This window comes from Hoeflea sp. AS60 (assembly GCF_038900115.1).
Lineage (GTDB): Bacteria > Pseudomonadota > Alphaproteobacteria > Rhizobiales > Rhizobiaceae > Hoeflea.
This window is the reverse complement of sequence record NZ_JBBMQP010000002.1, coordinates 54,258-71,948: the sequence shown is the minus strand read 5'-3', so window position 1 is coordinate 71,948 and position 17,691 is coordinate 54,258. Positions and strand designations below refer to the sequence as shown.

Annotated in this window: 17 protein-coding genes; 5 read left to right on the top strand and 12 right to left on the bottom strand. The window is 60.4% G+C overall.

From position 1 onward, the window contains the following. Positions 1 to 24 precede the first annotated feature (24 nt). From purF to WNZ14_RS10610, 3 genes are all read left to right on the top strand, one after another. On the top strand, positions 25 to 1,491 hold the full coding sequence (gene purF / locus WNZ14_RS10620) for an amidophosphoribosyltransferase (protein WP_342868623.1): 1,467 nt from the start codon (positions 25 to 27) through the stop codon (positions 1,489 to 1,491). 8 nt (positions 1,492 to 1,499) lie between these two features. After that, positions 1,500 to 2,237: an SDR family NAD(P)-dependent oxidoreductase gene (locus WNZ14_RS10615; RefSeq protein ID WP_342868622.1), complete on the top strand. Its 738-nt coding sequence runs from the start codon at positions 1,500 to 1,502 to the stop codon at positions 2,235 to 2,237. Between the two features lie 134 nt (positions 2,238 to 2,371). After that, positions 2,372 to 4,603 carry an AMP-binding protein gene (locus tag WNZ14_RS10610; protein WP_342868621.1) on the top strand — a complete coding sequence of 744 codons (2,232 nt, stop codon included), beginning with the start codon at positions 2,372 to 2,374 and terminating at the stop codon, positions 4,601 to 4,603. A gap of 63 nt (positions 4,604 to 4,666) precedes the next feature. On the opposite strand, the gene pssA is transcribed toward WNZ14_RS10610, so the two are convergent. The 5 genes from pssA to WNZ14_RS10585 all read right to left on the bottom strand — a co-directional run bounded on the left by pssA (position 4,667) and on the right by WNZ14_RS10585 (position 10,622). Beyond that, the gene (gene pssA / locus WNZ14_RS10605) at positions 4,667 to 5,545 is read right to left on the bottom strand and encodes a CDP-diacylglycerol--serine O-phosphatidyltransferase (protein WP_342868620.1); all 879 of its coding nucleotides are present in this window, start codon (positions 5,543 to 5,545) and stop codon (positions 4,667 to 4,669) included. 30 nt (positions 5,546 to 5,575) lie between these two features. Continuing rightward, a complete protein-coding gene (locus WNZ14_RS10600) occupies positions 5,576 to 6,289 on the bottom strand; it encodes a phosphatidylserine decarboxylase (RefSeq protein WP_342870211.1) in 714 nt (237 codons plus the stop codon). Positions 6,290 to 6,366: 77 nt separating this feature from the next. Continuing rightward, positions 6,367 to 8,259, bottom strand: coding sequence for an ABC transporter ATP-binding protein/permease (locus WNZ14_RS10595; RefSeq protein ID WP_342868619.1), 1,893 nt, complete (start codon positions 8,257 to 8,259; stop codon positions 6,367 to 6,369). A gap of 1 nt (position 8,260) precedes the next feature. Beyond that, a complete protein-coding gene (locus WNZ14_RS10590) occupies positions 8,261 to 8,665 on the bottom strand; it encodes a metalloregulator ArsR/SmtB family transcription factor (RefSeq protein WP_342868618.1) in 405 nt (134 codons plus the stop codon). Positions 8,666 to 8,708: 43 nt separating this feature from the next. Then, a complete protein-coding gene (locus WNZ14_RS10585; RefSeq protein WP_342868617.1) occupies positions 8,709 to 10,622 on the bottom strand; it encodes an Ig-like domain-containing protein in 1,914 nt (637 codons plus the stop codon). On the opposite strand from WNZ14_RS10585, the gene WNZ14_RS10580 reads away from it, so the two are divergent. Beyond that, a complete protein-coding gene (locus tag WNZ14_RS10580) occupies positions 10,621 to 10,872 on the top strand; it encodes a hypothetical protein (RefSeq protein ID WP_342868616.1) in 252 nt (83 codons plus the stop codon). The genes WNZ14_RS10585 and WNZ14_RS10580 overlap by 2 nt on opposite strands. Positions 10,873 to 10,895: 23 nt before the next feature. Beyond that, on the top strand, positions 10,896 to 11,513 hold the full coding sequence (locus WNZ14_RS10575) for a TIGR00730 family Rossman fold protein (RefSeq protein ID WP_342870210.1): 618 nt from the start codon (positions 10,896 to 10,898) through the stop codon (positions 11,511 to 11,513). Positions 11,514 to 11,654: 141 nt separating this feature from the next. On the opposite strand, the gene rarD is transcribed toward WNZ14_RS10575, so the two are convergent. The 7 genes from rarD to WNZ14_RS10540 all read right to left on the bottom strand — a co-directional run bounded on the left by rarD (position 11,655) and on the right by WNZ14_RS10540 (position 17,691). Further along, on the bottom strand, positions 11,655 to 12,602 hold the full coding sequence (rarD, locus tag WNZ14_RS10570; RefSeq protein ID WP_342868615.1) for an EamA family transporter RarD: 948 nt from the start codon (positions 12,600 to 12,602) through the stop codon (positions 11,655 to 11,657). A gap of 298 nt (positions 12,603 to 12,900) precedes the next feature. After that, positions 12,901 to 13,617, bottom strand: coding sequence for a 3-keto-5-aminohexanoate cleavage protein (locus WNZ14_RS10565; RefSeq protein ID WP_342868614.1), 717 nt, complete (start codon positions 13,615 to 13,617; stop codon positions 12,901 to 12,903). A 28-nt stretch (positions 13,618 to 13,645) separates the two neighbouring features. Then, positions 13,646 to 15,262 (bottom strand): citramalate synthase, encoded by a 1,617-nt coding sequence (gene cimA, locus WNZ14_RS10560; RefSeq protein ID WP_342870209.1) that lies wholly within the window; start codon positions 15,260 to 15,262, stop codon positions 13,646 to 13,648. Positions 15,263 to 15,273: 11 nt separating this feature from the next. Next, the gene (pip, locus tag WNZ14_RS10555) at positions 15,274 to 16,236 is read right to left on the bottom strand and encodes a prolyl aminopeptidase (protein ID WP_342868613.1); all 963 of its coding nucleotides are present in this window, start codon (positions 16,234 to 16,236) and stop codon (positions 15,274 to 15,276) included. Between the two features lie 119 nt (positions 16,237 to 16,355). Next, the gene (locus WNZ14_RS10550; RefSeq protein ID WP_342868612.1) at positions 16,356 to 16,835 is read right to left on the bottom strand and encodes a GFA family protein; all 480 of its coding nucleotides are present in this window, start codon (positions 16,833 to 16,835) and stop codon (positions 16,356 to 16,358) included. Next, complete coding sequence (locus tag WNZ14_RS10545; RefSeq protein ID WP_342868611.1) at positions 16,832 to 17,332, bottom strand: GFA family protein; 501 nt, start codon at positions 17,330 to 17,332, stop codon at positions 16,832 to 16,834. Before WNZ14_RS10545 ends, WNZ14_RS10550 begins: the two co-directional genes overlap by 4 nt. Next, on the bottom strand, positions 17,329 to 17,691 hold the full coding sequence (locus WNZ14_RS10540) for an endonuclease domain-containing protein (RefSeq protein WP_342868610.1): 363 nt from the start codon (positions 17,689 to 17,691) through the stop codon (positions 17,329 to 17,331). The genes WNZ14_RS10545 and WNZ14_RS10540 overlap by 4 nt, the downstream gene beginning before the upstream one ends.

Below are 17,691 nucleotides of genomic sequence, written 5' to 3'. Positions count from 1 at the left end.
GGTCTACATAAAGGTTCGACGCCGATGACAGACAGTGGCTTGAAACCGGTCGACAACGAAGCCGACTGCTTCCATGACGAGTGTGGTGTGTTCGGAATTTTCGGCAAGCCCGAAGCCGCAGCCGTTGTGACACTCGGACTGCACGCGCTCCAGCATCGCGGCCAGGAAGCAGCAGGCATAGTCTCGTTCGACGGATCACAGTTTTCCGTTGAGCGCCATGTCGGCCTGATTGGCGACACCTTCACCAAGCGCTCGGTCATGGACCGCCTGCCCGGCGACCGCGCCATTGGCCACACCCGCTATTCGACCACCGGTGGCGAAGGCCTTCGCAACGTTCAGCCCTTCTTTGCCGAATTTGCCGGCGGCGGCTTTGCCATTGCCCACAATGGCAACATCACCAATGCGCTCACCGTGCAGCGCGAATTGCAGAAGCGCGGCTCGATCTTCTCTTCGACATCAGACACCGAAACCATCCTGCATCTGATCGCTGTCAGCGAGAAGACCCGGATCGTACCGAAGTTCATCGATGCGCTGTCGAAGATCGAGGGCGCCTACTCACTGGTCGGCCTGTCCGAGAAGAAGATGATCGGCGCCCGTGATCCGCTCGGCATCAGGCCGCTGTGCATCGGCGATCTCGACGGGGCCTATATCCTGGCATCGGAAACCTGTGCACTCGATATCATCGGCGCGCGCTTCGTTCGCGAAGTCCAGCCCGGCGAAGTGGTGGTCATCACCGGCAAGGGCATCGAGAGCCATTTCCCGTTCGAAAAACAATCGCCGCGGCTCTGCATCTTCGAATATGTCTATTTCGCCCGCCCGGACTCGACCATCGAGGGCCGGAATGTCTATGAGGCGCGCAAGCGGATCGGCGAGGAACTGGCCAAGGAATGCCCGGTCGATGCCGATGTCATCATTCCGGTTCCAGATTCCGGCACGCCGGCAGCCATCGGGTTTGCCCAGCAGGCCAACATGCCGTTCGAGCTCGGCATCATCCGTAATCATTATGTCGGACGCACGTTCATTGCGCCCTCCTCCTCGATCAGGCACATGGGCGTCAAGCTTAAGCTCAACCCCAACAAGAACATGATTGAAGGCAAGCGCGTCGTGCTGGTTGACGATTCCATCGTCCGCGGCACCACCAGCCAGAAGATCGTCCAGCTGGTGCGTGAAGCCGGCGCCCGCGAAGTGCATATGCGCATTGCCTCGCCGCCGACCATGTCGTCATGCTTCTATGGCGTTGACACCCCCGAGAAATCCCAGCTTCTCGCCTCGCGCATGTCGGTGGATGCGATGGCGGATTTCATCCGCGTCGACAGCCTGGGCTTCGTCTCCATTGATGGCCTCTACCGCGCGGTGCGTGAACCTGGCCGCAATGCCGAGTGCCCGCAGTTCTGCGATGCCTGCTTTACCGGCGAGTACCCGACAACGCTCACCGATCAGGGCGATCTGGGCAATGTGCGCAGCCTGTCGCTGCTGGCAAACAACGGATAGTTTTCTCCATGACTTCTCTTCAAGGACGCATCGCGCTCGTCACCGGCGCTTCCCGGGGCATTGGCTACTGGACCGCGTTGGCGCTTGCCAAAGAGGGCGCGCACGTGATTGCCGTGGCCCGTACCACCGGCGGCCTTGAAGAACTCGACGACGCCATTCAGGCGGCAGGCGGCAGCGCCACGCTGGTGCCGATGGATCTGACCGACATGCCTGCCATCGACCGTCTTGGTGGCGCCATCAACGATCGCTGGGGCAAGCTCGACATTCTCATCGCCAATGCAGGCGTGCTGGGCACCATTTCGCCGGTCGGCCATTTCGAGGCCAAGGTGTTTGACAAGGTAATGGCCGTCAACGTCACCGCGACATGGCGCGTGATCCGCTCGGTTGAGCCGTTGCTGATCAAATCTGACGCCGGCCGGGCTCTGGTCCTGTCGTCCGGTGTTGCCCACTCAGCGCGCGCCTTCTGGGGGGCTTATGCAGCCTCCAAGGCAGCCGTCGAAACACTGACACGGGTCTGGGCCGCCGAAACCGAAAAGACCGCCCTCAGGGTCAACGCGATTGATCCGGGCGCCACACGTACGGCGATGCGGGCACAGGCAGTGCCGGGGGAAAATCCCGATACCCTGCCCCACCCTTCAGAAGTCGCTGCAAAGCTGATCCCGCTCTGCGCGCCCGAATGCACCGAAACCGGCAAGCTGTTCCGGGTCGCTGAAAACCGCTTCTTCGACTATCAGCCACCTGTATAACCTCTCCCGCCGCCCCGGCGCCAATCATGACTGTTCCCTTAGCAGCGGATCAGCTCTAGGCTTGTGGACGGGAGCTGCGCCCGGTTCATCAGAGAACCATCTTCCTGGACCGGCGGGCCTGGAGGATGTTGTGTATGGCGGGTTTGGCGACAACGCTGATAATCATTTTGCTGGGCGTGGGTTTACTGGCAGCAGTTAAAGTCGCGCGCCAACGCAACGCCGGACTGGCGCAGGGCATCACCCTGATCAAACTCCGGACGCTCTTCCGTCTTCGCCTGCCCACTCGGGAAACCCTCTCCGCCAAACCCGGCAGGCCTCTTGTCCATGTCTATTCGCGCCAATCCGGTCTTGATGCAGCCGTGCTTTGGTCCGTCCTCGACCGGAATTGCCTGCATGTGCTGCATGACGACGATCAACGCTCGCTGATCCTGTTTGGAATGCGCCTGTTCGCCCGCACTGCCCATGCCGGAGACACCGCCGCAATCGAGGCCGTACTTGCTGCTCGAGGCTCGGTCACACTGCCGTTCCCGCCCGATGTGGAACCCGCCATCGAAACCCTGGCCACTTACAAGGTCGTGGCAGCACTTGCGCGAAAACACGGCGCGGCAGTTCACGCCATGCACGTTCGCGGATCGAGCTTCTCGGTCTGGTCGGCTCATCCCAGATCGAGGGCACCGCGTCATCTGCTGCCGCACTTTACGCTGGCGCAATCGGGTGTTCTCGAATTTGACGACGTCAGCCCGGCCGACAATGGAGCGACGGCTCCCCGCGATGAAGACCGGGTTCACGATCTGCTGGCGCTGGCGCGGTTTGAAAGCAACGATCTCGAGCGCGGCCTGTTTCTGGCCTTTCGCGATGCCGCCGACCACTACGGCAAGGTGGGGCCCGTGCTCGAAGATGCCTTGGGCGGCAGGCTCAGCTACAAGCAACTTCTTATTGGCGCACGCGTTCTGGGCGCCCGGTTCGCGAAGATGAGCCAGCCTGGCGAAGCCGTGGGCGTCATGCTGCCCAACGCCAACGCCGCCATAGTGACGTTTCTGGCGCTCCAGTCCGCCGGGCGGGTCGCGGCCATGCTCAATTACACCGCCGGTCCCGCAGCCATCGTCTCAGCCCTTTCGACTGCAAAGATCCGCACCGTGCTGGTGAGCCGCGCCTTTGTCGAAAAGGCCAGCCTTCAAGCACCGGTCGCTGCCATAGAAAAAGCCGGCGTCAAGATTGTCTGGCTTGAAGACCTGCGTGAGAGCATTTCACGCGCCGAGAAAGCCACCGCGTTCCTCGGCTGGCGCAGGCCGCTCAGGCCAGTCAAGGCGAGTGATCCGGCCGTCATCCTGTTTACGTCCGGCTCGGAGGGAACACCAAAGGGCGTGGTGCTCTCGCATGCCAATCTGCACGCCAATGTTGCCCAGGCCGAAGCCCGCATCGACATTTCGGTAGGCGACAAGCTGTTCAACGTTCTTCCGGTGTTCCACTGCTTCGGGCTCACCGGCGGCGCCATCCTGCCGCTGCTCTATGGCGTCAGACTGTTTCTGTATCCCTCGCCCCTGCACTACCGGCTCATTCCGGCAGTGGCACGCGAAGTCAAACCCTCGATCATGTTCGGCACCGACACTTTCCTCGCCGGCTATGCCCGCACCGCCAAGGATACCGATTTCAAAAGCCTGAGGCTGATCGTGGCAGGCGCGGAAGCAGTCCGCGCCGAGACCAGACGGATCTATCGCGAACGGTTCGGCGCCACCATCATCGAGGGTTTCGGAATGACCGAGACTGCGCCCGTCGCCGCCGTCAATTCGGGCAGTCATTTCAAGGATGGAACGGTCGGCAGATTGCTGCCTGCAATGTCGCTGAGGCTCGAGCCGGTGGAAGGCATCAATGATGCAGGCCGGCTGTTTGTGTCCGGCCCCAATGTCATGCTCGGCTACATGCTGGCCTCTGATCCCGGTGTGCTTCAGACCATGACCGATGGCTGGCATGATTCCGGCGACATCGTGGACGTCGACGAGGACGGCTATATCTCCATCCGCGGCAGGGTGAAGCGCTTTGCCAAGATTGCCGGCGAGATGGTTTCGCTCGGGGCTATCGAACTGATGGCCCAGCAGCTCTGGCCGGAAGCCTTCCATGCCGCTGTCGCAGTCGCAGACAGGCGAAAGGGCGAGCGCATTGTCCTGGTGACCACCAAGATGCCTGCGCTGCGTGAGGAATTGCGGGACTATTCCCGCAGCTTCGGCGCAACCGACCTTATGGTCCCCGGCGAAATCGTCAACGTTCCCGAAATTCCGCTCCTCGGCTCAGGCAAGACCGATTACGTGACGACCCAGAAGATCGCAGACGAATGGATCAAGTCGCACCGCACCGACAGCACCGTCTGATAGTCTTGACCTTGCCAAACAAGCGAAGATCGCTAACCGGCGATGGGGGCCAGACCCTTCAGATCACTTGCCCGCATCATCATCCGAGCCAGATGCCGCTTTTCCAGACTCGGTTTTGCCATTCGCCTGACGTGACTTAGGACCATATTTTCGCGCCCATGCCCGGGCGCCGAATGGCAGAGACGCGAGATAGGCGATCGCGGTCAGCGTCAGCGTTTCCCATGTGAAACTCATCAGCAGCGACACGTAAACCACAGCAACCAGGATGAAGGGCATGACCAGATCACGCCGTACACCGCCGCTGATCCCCTTGCCGGAGAACACCGGCACCCTGCTGACCAGCAGGAACCCGATAAACACGGTGTATGCGGAAGCGGCAAGCCCGGTGGCACGGTCAATCGGAAACCCGAGAAAACCCAGGTAGACCGGCAACAGCACCAAAAGAGCACCTGCCGGCGCAGGCACTCCGACAAAGTAATAGCTTTCCCACGCCGATTTGGTCGTGCTCTCGGAGATGACATTGAAACGGGCAAGTCTTAGCGCGGCAGCGATCGTAAACACAATTGCAGCGATCCAGCCGAACGACCGGGCCTGATCGAGAATGAACACATACAGGACCAGCGCAGGAGCGACACCGAAATTGACGATATCAGCAAGGGAATCCATCTGGGCGCCGAACTTCGACTGAGCCTTCAGCAGCCGCGCCACGCGCCCGTCAATACCGTCAAGAAAGGCCGCGATCAGCACCATGGCGACGGCCATTTCGAAGCGATTCTCGAACGCCAGACGAATACCGGTCAGGCCTGCACAGATCGCCAGAACCGTGATCAGGTTGGGGATAAGCATCCGGAACGGGATTTCGCGCAGACGCGGACCACGCCCCTCCTCGTACTCCGATTCATCCAGACCATGCGGGTCATAGGGTGGAAACGGCGTTGGCATGCATGTCTCCCTTGTCGCCGGAGCCAACGGTCAGTCGCGGCGGCTGACCACAGGTCCCTTGTTCGATCCAAATTCTGCGAGCATGGTTTCACCCGCAATAGCGGTCTGCCCGATGCTGACCAGAGGCCGCGCCGATGCGGGCAGGAACACATCGAGCCGCGATCCGAACCGGATCAGACCAAACCGCTCGCCCGCATCAAGATGCTCGTTCTGCTCAGCCCAGCAGAGAATCCGCCGCGCAACCAGACCTGCGATCTGCACCACGCCAATCTCGCCGTGACCGGTCTGAAGCACAAGACCGCTGCGTTCGTTTTCCGTGCTGGCCTTGTCGAGTTCGGCGTTGAGAAACGAGCCCTGCGAGTAGATCTTGCGAACCACCCGCCCCTTAACCGGCGCACGGTTCACGTGGCAGTTGAACACGTTCATGAACACCGAGATACGCAGCATCTCTTCGGTTCCCAGACCGAGCTCGGACGGCGGCATCATCCGCACGACCGAAGACACACGGCCATCGGCTGGGCTGATCACCAGATCTTCGTCAAGCGGCGTCACCCGTTCCGGGTCGCGGAAGAAGTAGGCGCACCAGGCGGTCAACACCATGCCGATCCAGAACAGCGGATCGGCGATCCAGCCAAGCAGCAAAGATACGCCAAAGAAAATGGCGACAAATTTGTAGCCGTCCCGGTGAACCGGAACCAGCGCGTTGCGAACGCTGTCGATGATACTCATGACGTCTTCCCTGATTTGACCATTGGGCCGTGACTACAGCAAATTGCCTCAAAGGGGAAACCACTTTACGGCGTCAACTGCGCAAGGATTGCTCAGGCGTCGCCAACCTCCGGCGTACGCCGCCGCGTGACGATGCCCATCTCGTCATCCTCACGCATGCGCTTGAGCTGCTCTTCGGCCTCTGTGGCCTCGCGCTGGCGATCCCACATCGACGCATAGAGCCCCTTCTGCGCAAGCAGATCGGCATGATCCCCGCGTTCAGCAATAGTGCCGTCCTTGAGCACGATGATCTCGTCCGCACTGACGACGGTCGACAGACGGTGAGCAATCACAAGCGTCGTGCGGCCCTTTGAAACGAAATCAAGCGCGGTCTGGATTTCCTGTTCGGTCGCTGTATCGAGCGCCGACGTCGCTTCGTCCAGGATCAGGATCGGCGGCGCCTTGAGGATAGTGCGGGCAATCGCCACGCGCTGCTTCTCGCCACCGGACAGTTTAAGCCCGCGTTCGCCGACCATCGCCTTGAAGCCGTTAGGCAACGTGCGGATGAAGCCGCCGATCTGCGCCAGATCAGCGGCCTGATCAACTTCCGCTTCGCTGGCATCTATCCGGCCATAGCGGATGTTGTAGGCAATGGTGTCATTAAACAGAACCGTGTCCTGCGGCACCATGCCGATGGCGGCGCGCAGGCTCTTTTGCGTGACGTCACGCACGTTCTGGCCGTCAATGGTGATGCTGCCGGACTGGATGTCATAGAACCGGTACAACAGCCGCGACAATGTCGATTTGCCGGCACCCGAAGGCCCGACAATGGCGACGGTTTTTCCTGCCGGCACCTCGAACGAGATGCCCTTGAGGATCGGCCGCGCCGGATCATAGCTGAAATTGACATTGTCAAACCGGATGGAACCCTGATCGATCACCAGCGGCTTCGCGTCGGGTGCGTCACGCACTTCGGGCTCGACATCGAGAAGCTCGAACATCTGCTCGATGTCGGTAAGGCCCTGGCGAATTTCACGGTACACGAAGCCGATGAAATTCAGCGGCACGGAGAGCTGCATCAGCATCGCGTTGATAAAGACGAAATCGCCGATAGTCTGCTCGCCTGCCTGCACCGCCAGCGCAGACATGACCATCATCACCGTCATGCCGACGCCGAAAATGACACCCTGCCCCATGTTGAGCCAACCGAGCGAGGTCCAGACCTGCGTCGCCGATTTCTCGTAAGACGCCATCGACACATCGAACCGGCGCGCCTCCATCTCCTCGTTGCCGAAGTATTTGACCGTTTCATAATTGAGAAGTGAATCGACCGATTTTGTGTTTGCATCGGTGTCAGACGAGTTCATCGACCGCCTGATCGCAATGCGCCAGTCCGACGCCCGCACAGTAAACCAGATGTAGAACCAGACGGTAACGCCGGTAACGAGCACATAGCTCCAGCCATAGGCCACACCGAAAATGACAGCCGTGAGCGCGAACTCGATCAGCGTCGGCGCGGTATTGAGGATGGTGAAACGGACAATCGTCTCGATGCCCTTGGTCCCGCGTTCGATGACGCGCGACAGACCACCAGTGCGCCGCTCCAGATGGAACCGCAGCGACAGTTCATGCATGTGCACGAACGTCTTGTATGCCAGTTGCCGCACCGCATGCTGCCCGACGCGGGCAAACAGCGCATCTCGCAGCTGGTTGAACCCCCATTGCACGATCCGGACCACATTGTAGGCGATCACCAGCATCACCGGTGTGGCGATCAGCGCAGGCATCCAGGCCGCAACTGTCGGGTCGCCATTCAGCGCATCGGTGGCCCACTTGAAGAAATACGGCACCGAGATCAGCACGAGCTTGGACAGGAGCAGGAACAGCGTCGCCCACAGCACCCGCATCTTGAGGTCGGGCCGTTCAGCGGGCCACATGTAGGGCCACAGGTTTTTCAGGGTGCCGAAGGGGTTCCCCTTGTCAGCCGATACCGTTTTCGATGCCAATTCAGATGTCCTTGGTTCCGGTCAGTGTCGCTTGGGCGTCCACCTGCCGATTTTGGTCTGCATATTCACCATTGCCCGCTCGCGAACAACTGGCGTCGCCGCAACAATGATCAAGAGTCTGGCCGATAACACCTGCAAGTTGGCGCAGGGCATCGGCGTTGACGGTGTATCTGGAACTTTGCCGCTCACTGCGGAAATTCACCAGGTCTGCTTCGACGAGGACCTTGAGGTGTTGCGATACCGTCGACTGTGCCAATCCGATCCGTCCGACCAGATCCTTGACGCAACAACTGTCAGCCGCCCCAAGATCCCTGAGCAACCGCAACCGCACAGGATGCGCCAGCGCCGCAAGCTTGCGAGCGACCGCTTCGTCCTTCTGGTCGTTGTTCAGGGCAGATCCATTCATCGTTCATCGGCGATATACGATGAATGGATACTGGTCAACCGCTCTAGGGGTTTTTCCCCTTGCCCAGAAGCTGCTGGTGCATTTCCTCGGCATTCTCCAATGGCTTCTCGGGAACGGAGAACACCTGCCCCGGCTTGATGCGGTCCGGATTGAGGATCTGAGACCGATTCGCCACGTAGATAGTGGTGTAACGAACGCCCTCGCCATAGGTGCGCCGCGAGATCTGCCACAGGGTATCGCCGCGGCGGATGATCACGGCACCGGGCGTGGAGGCGAGCGGAGCCTGAAGGATGGTCTTGGGCTCGCCCGGTTCTCCCGAGCTGCCCACGATCCCCGGGCCGACATCAGCAGCGGCTGCGGCCATATCCGCCGGTTCCGCCAGCGCCGTCTCGGCCTGGGTAATGACTTCACTCATTTTCGCCAGATCACCAGCAACCAAGGCGTCATTTCCGGTGTTCGGCTGAGCTGCAGTGGTTGCCTCGCCGCCCTCAGCCTTTGGCATCAGCGCCGCAAGCGCTGCCTCGGCCTGGATCCGCATTGACCGGGCGATTGCCATGGCTTCATTGCTGCTTCCCGCCGGCAGATCAGCCATCGCCGCAGACTTGAGCTTCTCGACTGCCAGCGCAAGCGCGTCGGAAACCGTAGCGGCCTCCGGAGCCTCGGTTCCAGAAAGTACTTTCTTGAGCTCCGACAACGCTTCGAACGCATCTTCACGCACCTTCGAAAGGCTGGCGATATCAGGCAGGATCAATTCGCCGGCAGCGACAACGTCAGAGGTCTGCATACCAGCCGAAGTGTCCGTGTCCGGCGTGGCAGGCTGGGCTGGAGCTACCGCTGCCATTGCTTCGCCTTCGGGTCGGTTGAACGGCACTGTCGCCCTCAGCAACACGTTCTCACCGGCAGCATCCATGAGGTCGGCGCTGATGATGTGATCTCCGACTGAGAGTTTGCTGGTGGCCTCGACAATAAAGCGTCCGGTTTCATCGGCCGTGTCAGAACCAATGACAACGCCATCGGCAGCAACCTGAACCCGGGAGCCAGGCGTGGCGGAGCCGGCGATGAAAATTTTGTCTCCTTCAATCTCAACCGCATCGACACGCACACTGGCGTCAGCGGGAATTTCAACCTTGCTCGCTTCTGCGGCAGCTTCAGGTGAAGCCATTGCAACCTCGGCAGCGGGCTCGGCTTCCGAAGAGGAAGCAGCAGCAGGATCTGTCGCTTCGTTCTGATCAGCGACCTGCGGCGCAGATGTCGTCAGCAGCGACGAGGCCTCTGGAAGCGCAGGTGTTTGAGAAACGGTTGGTGTATCGCCAGCGGAAGCCACAGCGGAAGCCATTTCGGTTTTGCCTGCAGTTCGTGCCACATTCTCAGCCGAAGGGTCGGCGCCTGCAGCCTCCGGCTGACCAGCAGCAGCATCCGTTGTCTTCATGTCAGATGATGGAGCGGTCGCGGATGCGACTTCGACTGGGCCCGCGGTCGCGGCAGCTGTCGGCTGCGCGATGATCCTGCTTGCCTTTCCGGGTTTGCTGACCATGGCCAGCAATTCGCCATCTGCTTTTTCGGGAATCGAAACCGTGGCAACCTCTTCCGATTGCCGCACGGTTCCGTCCTCGCCCACGACCCGCAAGGTCAGTTGGTAATCACCCGCCGACAAGGGCGTATCGAGAATAACCGCGAAGTCGCCGCTCGCGCCGACGTCAGTCGAGGCAATCACGGTCTCTCCGTTCATGATATCAAGCGTGGTGCCGGGTTCAGCCTTGCCCGCAATCACAGTGGACCCGTCCGGTTCAACCCTGAGCAAATCAAAGCTTGGCGTTGCCCAGCTGTCAGCAACATCTGCCGGATCGGATGCGGCCCTGTCAGACGATTCGGCTTTCGCCGCGTCGGCAGGCAAACCCTGTCCCTCGCCCTGCACTGCCGCAGCTGTGTCCGGTGCTTCCGCAGTGGCATCGATCATGTTGCTGTTTGGAGCCGGTTCAGAAGCCGATTCCGGATTTGTTTTGAACATGTTAGGTTCTAAAAAGAATGCGCCGACAACAATCGCGGCCACCACTCCGAGGAACGCCCAAAAACCGGCATTGCTTTTATTCATTGTATGCTCCGTGGATACGGCAAAAAATGCATCTATTGCGCAAAAACCTATATGGTTTGGGTATATGGCACAAGAAAAAGCAATTGGCATCGCATGGCTGACCTTGACCGTATGATGGAGCACATGCTCATTGGCAAAATGAGCACACAACAAACGCGAATTGGATCCATCTGCGTCTATTGCGGATCCCAGCCGGGCCATGAGCCCGCATACCGTGAAGCGGCCGAGATACTGGGCCGAAGCATGGCCGAGAACGGCATTGATCTGGTCTATGGCGGCGGCACAAAGGGCCTCATGGGCGCGGTCGCAGACGCGGTCATGTCGAACGGCGGAAAGGCTGTCGGAATCATCCCAGAGTTCCTGATGGACAAGGAAGCCTCGCGGCAGGAACTCGGCCAGTTGACCGAACTGCACGTCACCAAGGACATGCACGAACGCAAGCACATGATGTTCGAGCGATCGGACGCGTTTGTCACCCTGCCGGGCGGCATCGGAACGCTTGAGGAAATCATCGAGATCATGACCTGGGCCCAGCTTGGCAGGCACACCAAGCCGATGGTCTTTGCCAATATCAACGGCTTCTGGGACCCACTCAATGCCCTGATCGGGCACATGAGCAGTCAGGGCTTCATCCATACAGCCCATCTTGTCCAGCCCCTGGTGATCGACCGCGCGGAAGACATCGTTCCTGCAATCCTGGCCCAATCGAAGAACCTGGGATCTGACGGCGATGCGGCTGTACTCGAAAAAATGTAGGCCTTGCTGAAACCTGACCCTGCCCGGTCTCGGGGCAGTGCAAAGCCAACCAATCTGATGCGGGGTTGCTTGCCAAGCAGGACCGGGCCTCAGGAACAGATCTGCCCAATCGTGAGCAAGGTGTAACTGTAAGACTGACCGTCAGTCGGTTATAGCCGCTGGCGCTGAAGCGGCTGCAACCTGTCGTGCCTTTCGGCTGCGCAAGAGCGATGAGGTATAGATCGCCAGCGCAATCCAGATCAGCACAAAGGCCGCCAGCTTGTAGGCACCGAACGGCTCCTTGAAGATGAACACGGCGATGAAAAAGATCATCGTCGGCGCGATATACTGCATGATCCCGATCGTCGAGAGCCGGAGCAGTTTGGCGCCATTGGCGTAAATCATCAGTGGCACCGCGGTGACCAGACCACAGCCAATCAACAGCAGCATGTCGGTCATGCCGGTATCGCCGAAATGGCCGGTACCGTTGAATTCGGTATAGGCGATATAGCCAAGCGCCGGCGCAGTCAGGACCAGGACTTCAAGAAAGAAGCCCTGATTGGGACCGACGGGCAGCGACTTCTTGAAGAACGCATAAAACCCCCAGGACAACGCAAGACCGACCGAGACCCAGGGCAAGCCGCCCGATTCCCATGCCAGAAGCGCGACCGCGACCGCCGCAAGCGCAATCGCTGTTTTCTGGCGTCCATCGAGACTTTCCCTCAGCAGCACCGCGCCAAGGAAAATCGAGAACAGCGGATTGATATAGTAGCCCAGCGCCGTCTCGATGGCCCTGCCCGCAGCCACCGACCAGACATAGATGCACCAGTTGACAGTAATCAGCGCGGCCGTGATCAGCGCCATGCCCATGGTCCGCGGCGACTTGAACGCGGCGCGGATATCCTGTGTCCGCCCAAGCCAGATCAGCACCACGGCCGCAATCGGCACAGACCAGATCACCCGGTGCGCGACGACTTCCAGCGCAGGAATATGGCCGACAGCCTTCATGTAAAGCGGCAGAAAGCCCCACAGCAGATAGGCGGTCAGCGCAAAGGCAAAGCCGCGCGGCGTGTCTTCATCATAGGCTGCCGGAGCTTTTTCAGTCGCCATCGGGTGTCCCGTTCTCTTCTCGCTTTGGGGGACGACGCTTATGCCAAGCCGCATGAATGGGCAAATTCATTCCGCTGAACAATGACAACCGGCTTTGATCGCCGAGATTGATACTGCTTTTTCACCATGTCCCGGAACGCGGCAATGGCGAGACCTCGTTTCAGCCAGGACCTGAGCACGGCATAGACCGGCTGGCCGTTCTTCCACGTTGCCGCGATTTTCAATTCCGTGATTGCCTCGGGCTGCGCGGCCAGGTCATCGATTGCTCTTGCAGCACCCGCCAGGAGCCGGGCAGCGGCTATCCGCGCCGATATATTGCCACGGCCTCTGCAACCAGCGAGGCGTTGCCGGTTGCAAGGCTTCCGTCCGACATGACGCGACCGTCCTCGAGCCCGATCCGGGTCGACCAGCTGCGCTCGCGGGCCAGGTGCACAAAATCCCAGACAGTGGCGTCGAAACCGTGCAGCAGGATCGACCGCGTCACGCCGGCGCGCGCCAGCACCGCGATGATGCCCTCGGCGATGTCGATTGCGGCACGTGGCTGTTGCTCCTCGATCTCGATGAGAATGCGCAGAACCTTGTCGTGATCGGCAAGTGCGACGAAGCGCTCGGCATCGGCCACGGTCGCAAGTCCGGCTTCGATGCCCACGCCGATCGACCTCAATATGGCCATAACCTCCGGTGCGTCGTCTTCCGACAGGTTGACCGAGGCATAGTCGGGCAGCACCGACCAGCTGGAGATGCAATCGCGGGTGCGCTGCACATCGTTCTCGATCCAGGCACCGGTGGAGACGCCGATGAGCGTTCCCGGGCAAGCCGCGCGCACGACCCCAATCGTTGAATCTACCGCGCCCAGACTTTCGGCAAGATCGGCGTCGCGCGGGTGGATATGCAGCTCGGCCGCACCCGCCATTAGGCAGGCAACGGCATCCGCTGCCATGGCTTCTGGCGTCAGCGGTAACTTTGGATGAAAATCAGGCGCTCTTGCACCATTGAGACATGCCTGCACGATCATCAATCACATTCCTCTATCGCCCGGCCCGTTACTCAGCAGCCACCCTGCCCGCCAGGTCCCGGTTCTTCATCAGCTTGAAGACGATCGAATCCATCAGCGCCTGGAAAGAGGCATCTATGATGTTGTCGGACACACCGACTGTCCACCAGCGCCCGCCGTCGCTGTCAGCGGATTCAATCAGAACGCGCGTGATCGCCTCGGTGCCACCATTGAGGATGCGCACCTTGTAGTCCACCAGTTCGAGATCGGCGATCTCCGACTGGTAGACGCCCAAATCCTTGCGAAGGGCGATGTCGAGCGCGTTGACCGGGCCGTGACCTTCCGCCACCGACATCATTTCGACGCCGTCGACCACCAGCTTGACCACGGCTTCCGAGACCGTCGTGATCTGCCCCATAGCGTTGAATCGACGTTCGACCATGACCCGGAAACTGGTCACGGAAAAGAATTCAGGCACGCGGCCAAGCGTCCGGTGCGCCAGCAGCTCGAAGCTCGCATCCGCGCCCTCGTACGCGTAGCCAGTGGCCTCGCGCTCCTTGACGATGCCGATCAGCTTGTCGAGCTTCGGATCATCCTTGCCGACTTCGACGCCGCGCCGTTTCAGCGCATTGATGAAATTGGATTTCCCGCCCTGATCCGAGACCATGACCTTGCGGAAATTGCCGACAGTTTCCGGCGGCACATGCTCATAGGTGCGCGGGTCCTTGAGCAATGCCGAGGCGTGAATGCCGGCCTTGGTGGCAAACGCAGATGCGCCGACGTAAGGCGATTGCGTTGCCGGCGAACGGTTGAGCAACTCATCAAAGCCGTGGCTGAGCGGGGTCAGTTCCTCGAGCTTTTCCGGTGCAATCCCGGTTTCAAACCGGTCGGAAAACGCCGGTTTCAACATCAGGGTCGGAATCAGCGTCACCAGATTGGCATTGCCGCAGCGCTCGCCGATGCCGTTGAGCGTGCCCTGGATCTGCCGCACGCCGGCTTCCACGGCGGCAAGCGAATTTGCCACCGCCTGGCCGGTGTCATTGTGCGCATGGATGCCGAGATGATCACCCGGAATGCCCTCAGCGATCAGCGACGCAATGATCTCGCGGATTTCCGAAGGCTGGGTGCCGCCATTGGTGTCACACAACACGATCCAGCGCGCGCCGGCCTGATAAGCTGCCTTGGCGCAGGCCACGGCATAGTCCGGATTGGCCTTGTAGCCGTCAAAGAAGTGCTCGCAATCAACCAGCGCCTCCTTGCCGGCTGCCGACACGGCTTGCACGGAGCCCGAAATCGAGTCCAGGTTCTCCTCGTTGGTGCAACCGAGCGCCACCTTCACATGGTAGTCCCAGGCCTTGGCAACCAAGCAAACCGCATCGCTTTCGGCCTGAATGAGACCGGCAAGGCCGGGATCATTGGACGCCGACACACCCGCGCGCTTGGTCATGCCGAAGGCCACGAATTTGGCCTTCTCTGTGCGGTTCCTGGCAAAAAATGCCGTATCGGTTGGATTGGCCCCCGGATAACCGCCCTCGACATAATCGATGCCGAAATCATCCAGCATCTTGGCGATGGCGATCTTGTCCTCGACGGAAAAATCGATGCCCGGCGTCTGCTGGCCGTCTCTCAGCGTGGTGTCGAACAGGTAGATGCGTTGCTTGCCCATCACGGAATCCGTCATGTGTCTGCCTTGCCAGCAAACCTGTCAGTAGCGCGGATCAGCTGGTCGAGAATACCTGGTTCTGAGAAGGCATGGCCTGCGCCTTCGATCAGGTGGAAGCCGGCACGCGGCCAGGCCTTGTGCAGTTGCCAGGCAATCCGCGCCGGGCACGGCATGTCATAGCGCCCGTGCACGATCACGCCGTCGATCGCTTCAAGCTTGTGAGCGTCACGTAGCAGTTGACCTTCCTCAAGCCAGCCCTTGTGCACAAAGAAATGGTTCTCGATCCGGGCAAACGCCAGCGCGAACTGATCCTCGTGGAACTTGTCGCTGGTCGACGGCTCGGGCAGCAACGTGATCGTCTCGCCTTCCCAGCCGCTCCAGGCTTTCGCCGCAGCAATCTGCTGCTCCCGGTCATCACCCACAAGCCGCTTGCGGTAGGCCGCCATCAGGTCGCCACGCTCGGCTTCCGGGATCGGCGCCAGAAAGCGCTCCCACTTGTCGGGAAACATCTCCGAGACGCCAAACTGATAGTACCAGTCGAGTTCCGCCTGCGTCAGCGTGTAGATGCCCCGCAGCACCAGTTCGCTCACATGCGCCGGATGGGTCTCGGCATAGGCCAGCGCCAGCGTCGAGCCCCAGGAGCCGCCGAAGACCAGCCATTTTTCAAAGCCTGCCATCTGCCGCAGCCGCTCGATATCAGTGACCAGATCCCATGTGGTGTTGTTCTCAAGCGATGCAAACGGCGTCGAGCGTCCGCATCCGCGCTGGTCAAACAGGATCACGTCATAAAGTGCAGGATCAAACAGCCGCCGGTGTACCGGACCGCAGCCGCCGCCCGGGCCACCATGCAGAAACACTGCCGGCTTGGCCCCCTTGGTGCCGACCCGCTCCCAGTAGACCTGATGACCGTCGCCGGTATCGAGAAAGCCGGTCTCGAAGGGTTCGATCTCGGGGTAAAGTGTACGCAAATTACTCATCAAATTATCTCCAATTGATCCAGACGACGACGGCGACTGTGACCACGGCCACCAGTACGCCCTTGCCGATCAGGCCGTAAAGCAGCCATTCGGCATCTCGGTTCCCGGCCGGTGCGCGGTCACTGTTTCCGCTCCGGCCAGGTTTCCGTGTCATGGTCGGGGTGCTGGTAATTCACCAGCGTTTTCAGAAACGCCACCGCGTCGGCGTCTTCCATAGTGTGGCGCTCAGGCAGCGCCGGAATACCGTCGCACCAGATCCGCTTGCCCTCGATGCCATAGGCAATGGTCGGCGCCACAGCATCCGGATCGTCAAACGTCAGCACCGACAGTGCCAGCCCATCCGGAGCATCATAGGCAAGCGGCGTTCCACATTGGCTGCAAAAGCCTCGTCGCGCCGCGTTCGAGCTTTGAAACCAGGATGGTTCGCCACGGGTCCATTCGAAACCGGCCTCGCCCACAGATACCAGGGCCAGAGTATGGCTGGCCGATGCCTTCTGGCACATCCGGCAATAGCAGACCGACGAGTTGCCTGGCGCTCCGCTCAGTCGGAACCGCACGGCGCCACACTGGCAGCCACCGGAATGAGTATCAGTGCTCATGTGGTCTCCTCCATCGGCCAGACGCCGGTGTCATGGTCGGGGTGCTGATGATTGGAGGACGCAATGCTGGCGATACCGCCCGGCAGATCATCCCGGTCGACACTCTTTGCCGGCAGACCGTCCAGCGCCGCGCGAAACGGAACCCGTGTCTCTATGCCATCATTGGCCACCGGCGGAAACGCCGCCGGATCATCGAGACTGCCAAGCGTGACCGCCATGCCGTCCGATTGCAGCGTGTCGAAAAACAGCGGCGTGCCGCAGTCCCGACAAAACCCGCGCCGCACCGGATCGGAAGACTGAAACCAGCCCGGCTTGCCGCGGGTGATGCTCAGCATCTTGCCCGGCGCGAACCCGAGCGCCATGAAGTAATTCCCCGCAGCCTTCTGGCACATGCGGCAATGGCACAGATGCGGATATTCGAGTTCGCCCTCGATCCGGTAGCGAACCGCCCCGCACTGGCAGCCGCCGGTGTGGATGCCCTTCTCAAAGGACGTCATTGGTCACCCCCTCCGACGAGGCGCAAAATATGCGTGCAGACATTGTCGATGTCGTTGAGCACATCGTGGTTCCAGAAACGTACGACATGCCATCCCTGCTGCTCGAGATAGGCTGAGCGCACCTCATCATGGGCTTGGTTTTCGGCGTGCTGGCTACCATCGACTTCGACAACAAGCTTGTGCTCGGGACAGGCAAAATCGACAATATATCGGCCAATCGGCACTTGCCGCCGGAAACCCAGACCCATCAGACGATGAGCTCTGAGTTCATTCCACAACTTGAGTTCCGCCTCGGTCGTTGCGCTGCGCTTGCGGCGGGCGTTTGTGCGAAGGTGCGGCGGCACTTTGCTGTGCGGCAA

Excerpts from the sequence above, each read along its gene's own strand:
- WNZ14_RS10565 (WP_342868614.1), bottom strand. The coding sequence starts at position 13,617 with ATGATCGTGCAGGCATGTCTCAATGGTGCAAGAGCGCCTGATTTTCAT.
- rarD (WP_342868615.1), bottom strand. The coding sequence starts at position 12,602 with ATGGCGACTGAAAAAGCTCCGGCAGCCTATGATGAAGACACGCCGCGC.
- WNZ14_RS10550 (WP_342868612.1), bottom strand. The coding sequence starts at position 16,835 with ATGAGCACTGATACTCATTCCGGTGGCTGCCAGTGTGGCGCCGTGCGG.
- WNZ14_RS10610 (WP_342868621.1), top strand. The coding sequence starts at position 2,372 with ATGGCGGGTTTGGCGACAACGCTGATAATCATTTTGCTGGGCGTGGGT.
- pssA (WP_342868620.1), bottom strand. The coding sequence starts at position 5,545 with ATGCCAACGCCGTTTCCACCCTATGACCCGCATGGTCTGGATGAATCG.
- WNZ14_RS10590 (WP_342868618.1), bottom strand. The coding sequence starts at position 8,665 with ATGAATGGATCTGCCCTGAACAACGACCAGAAGGACGAAGCGGTCGCT.
- WNZ14_RS10575 (WP_342870210.1), top strand. The coding sequence starts at position 10,896 with ATGAGCACACAACAAACGCGAATTGGATCCATCTGCGTCTATTGCGGA.
- cimA (WP_342870209.1), bottom strand. The coding sequence starts at position 15,262 with ATGGGCAAGCAACGCATCTACCTGTTCGACACCACGCTGAGAGACGGC.
- WNZ14_RS10545 (WP_342868611.1), bottom strand. The coding sequence starts at position 17,332 with ATGACGTCCTTTGAGAAGGGCATCCACACCGGCGGCTGCCAGTGCGGG.
- purF (WP_342868623.1), top strand. The coding sequence starts at position 25 with ATGACAGACAGTGGCTTGAAACCGGTCGACAACGAAGCCGACTGCTTC.
- WNZ14_RS10585 (WP_342868617.1), bottom strand. The coding sequence starts at position 10,622 with ATGATCGATGCCACTGCGGAAGCACCGGACACAGCTGCGGCAGTGCAG.
- pip (WP_342868613.1), bottom strand. The coding sequence starts at position 16,236 with ATGAGTAATTTGCGTACACTTTACCCCGAGATCGAACCCTTCGAGACC.
- WNZ14_RS10580 (WP_342868616.1), top strand. The coding sequence starts at position 10,621 with ATGTTGCTGTTTGGAGCCGGTTCAGAAGCCGATTCCGGATTTGTTTTG.
- WNZ14_RS10615 (WP_342868622.1), top strand. The coding sequence starts at position 1,500 with ATGACTTCTCTTCAAGGACGCATCGCGCTCGTCACCGGCGCTTCCCGG.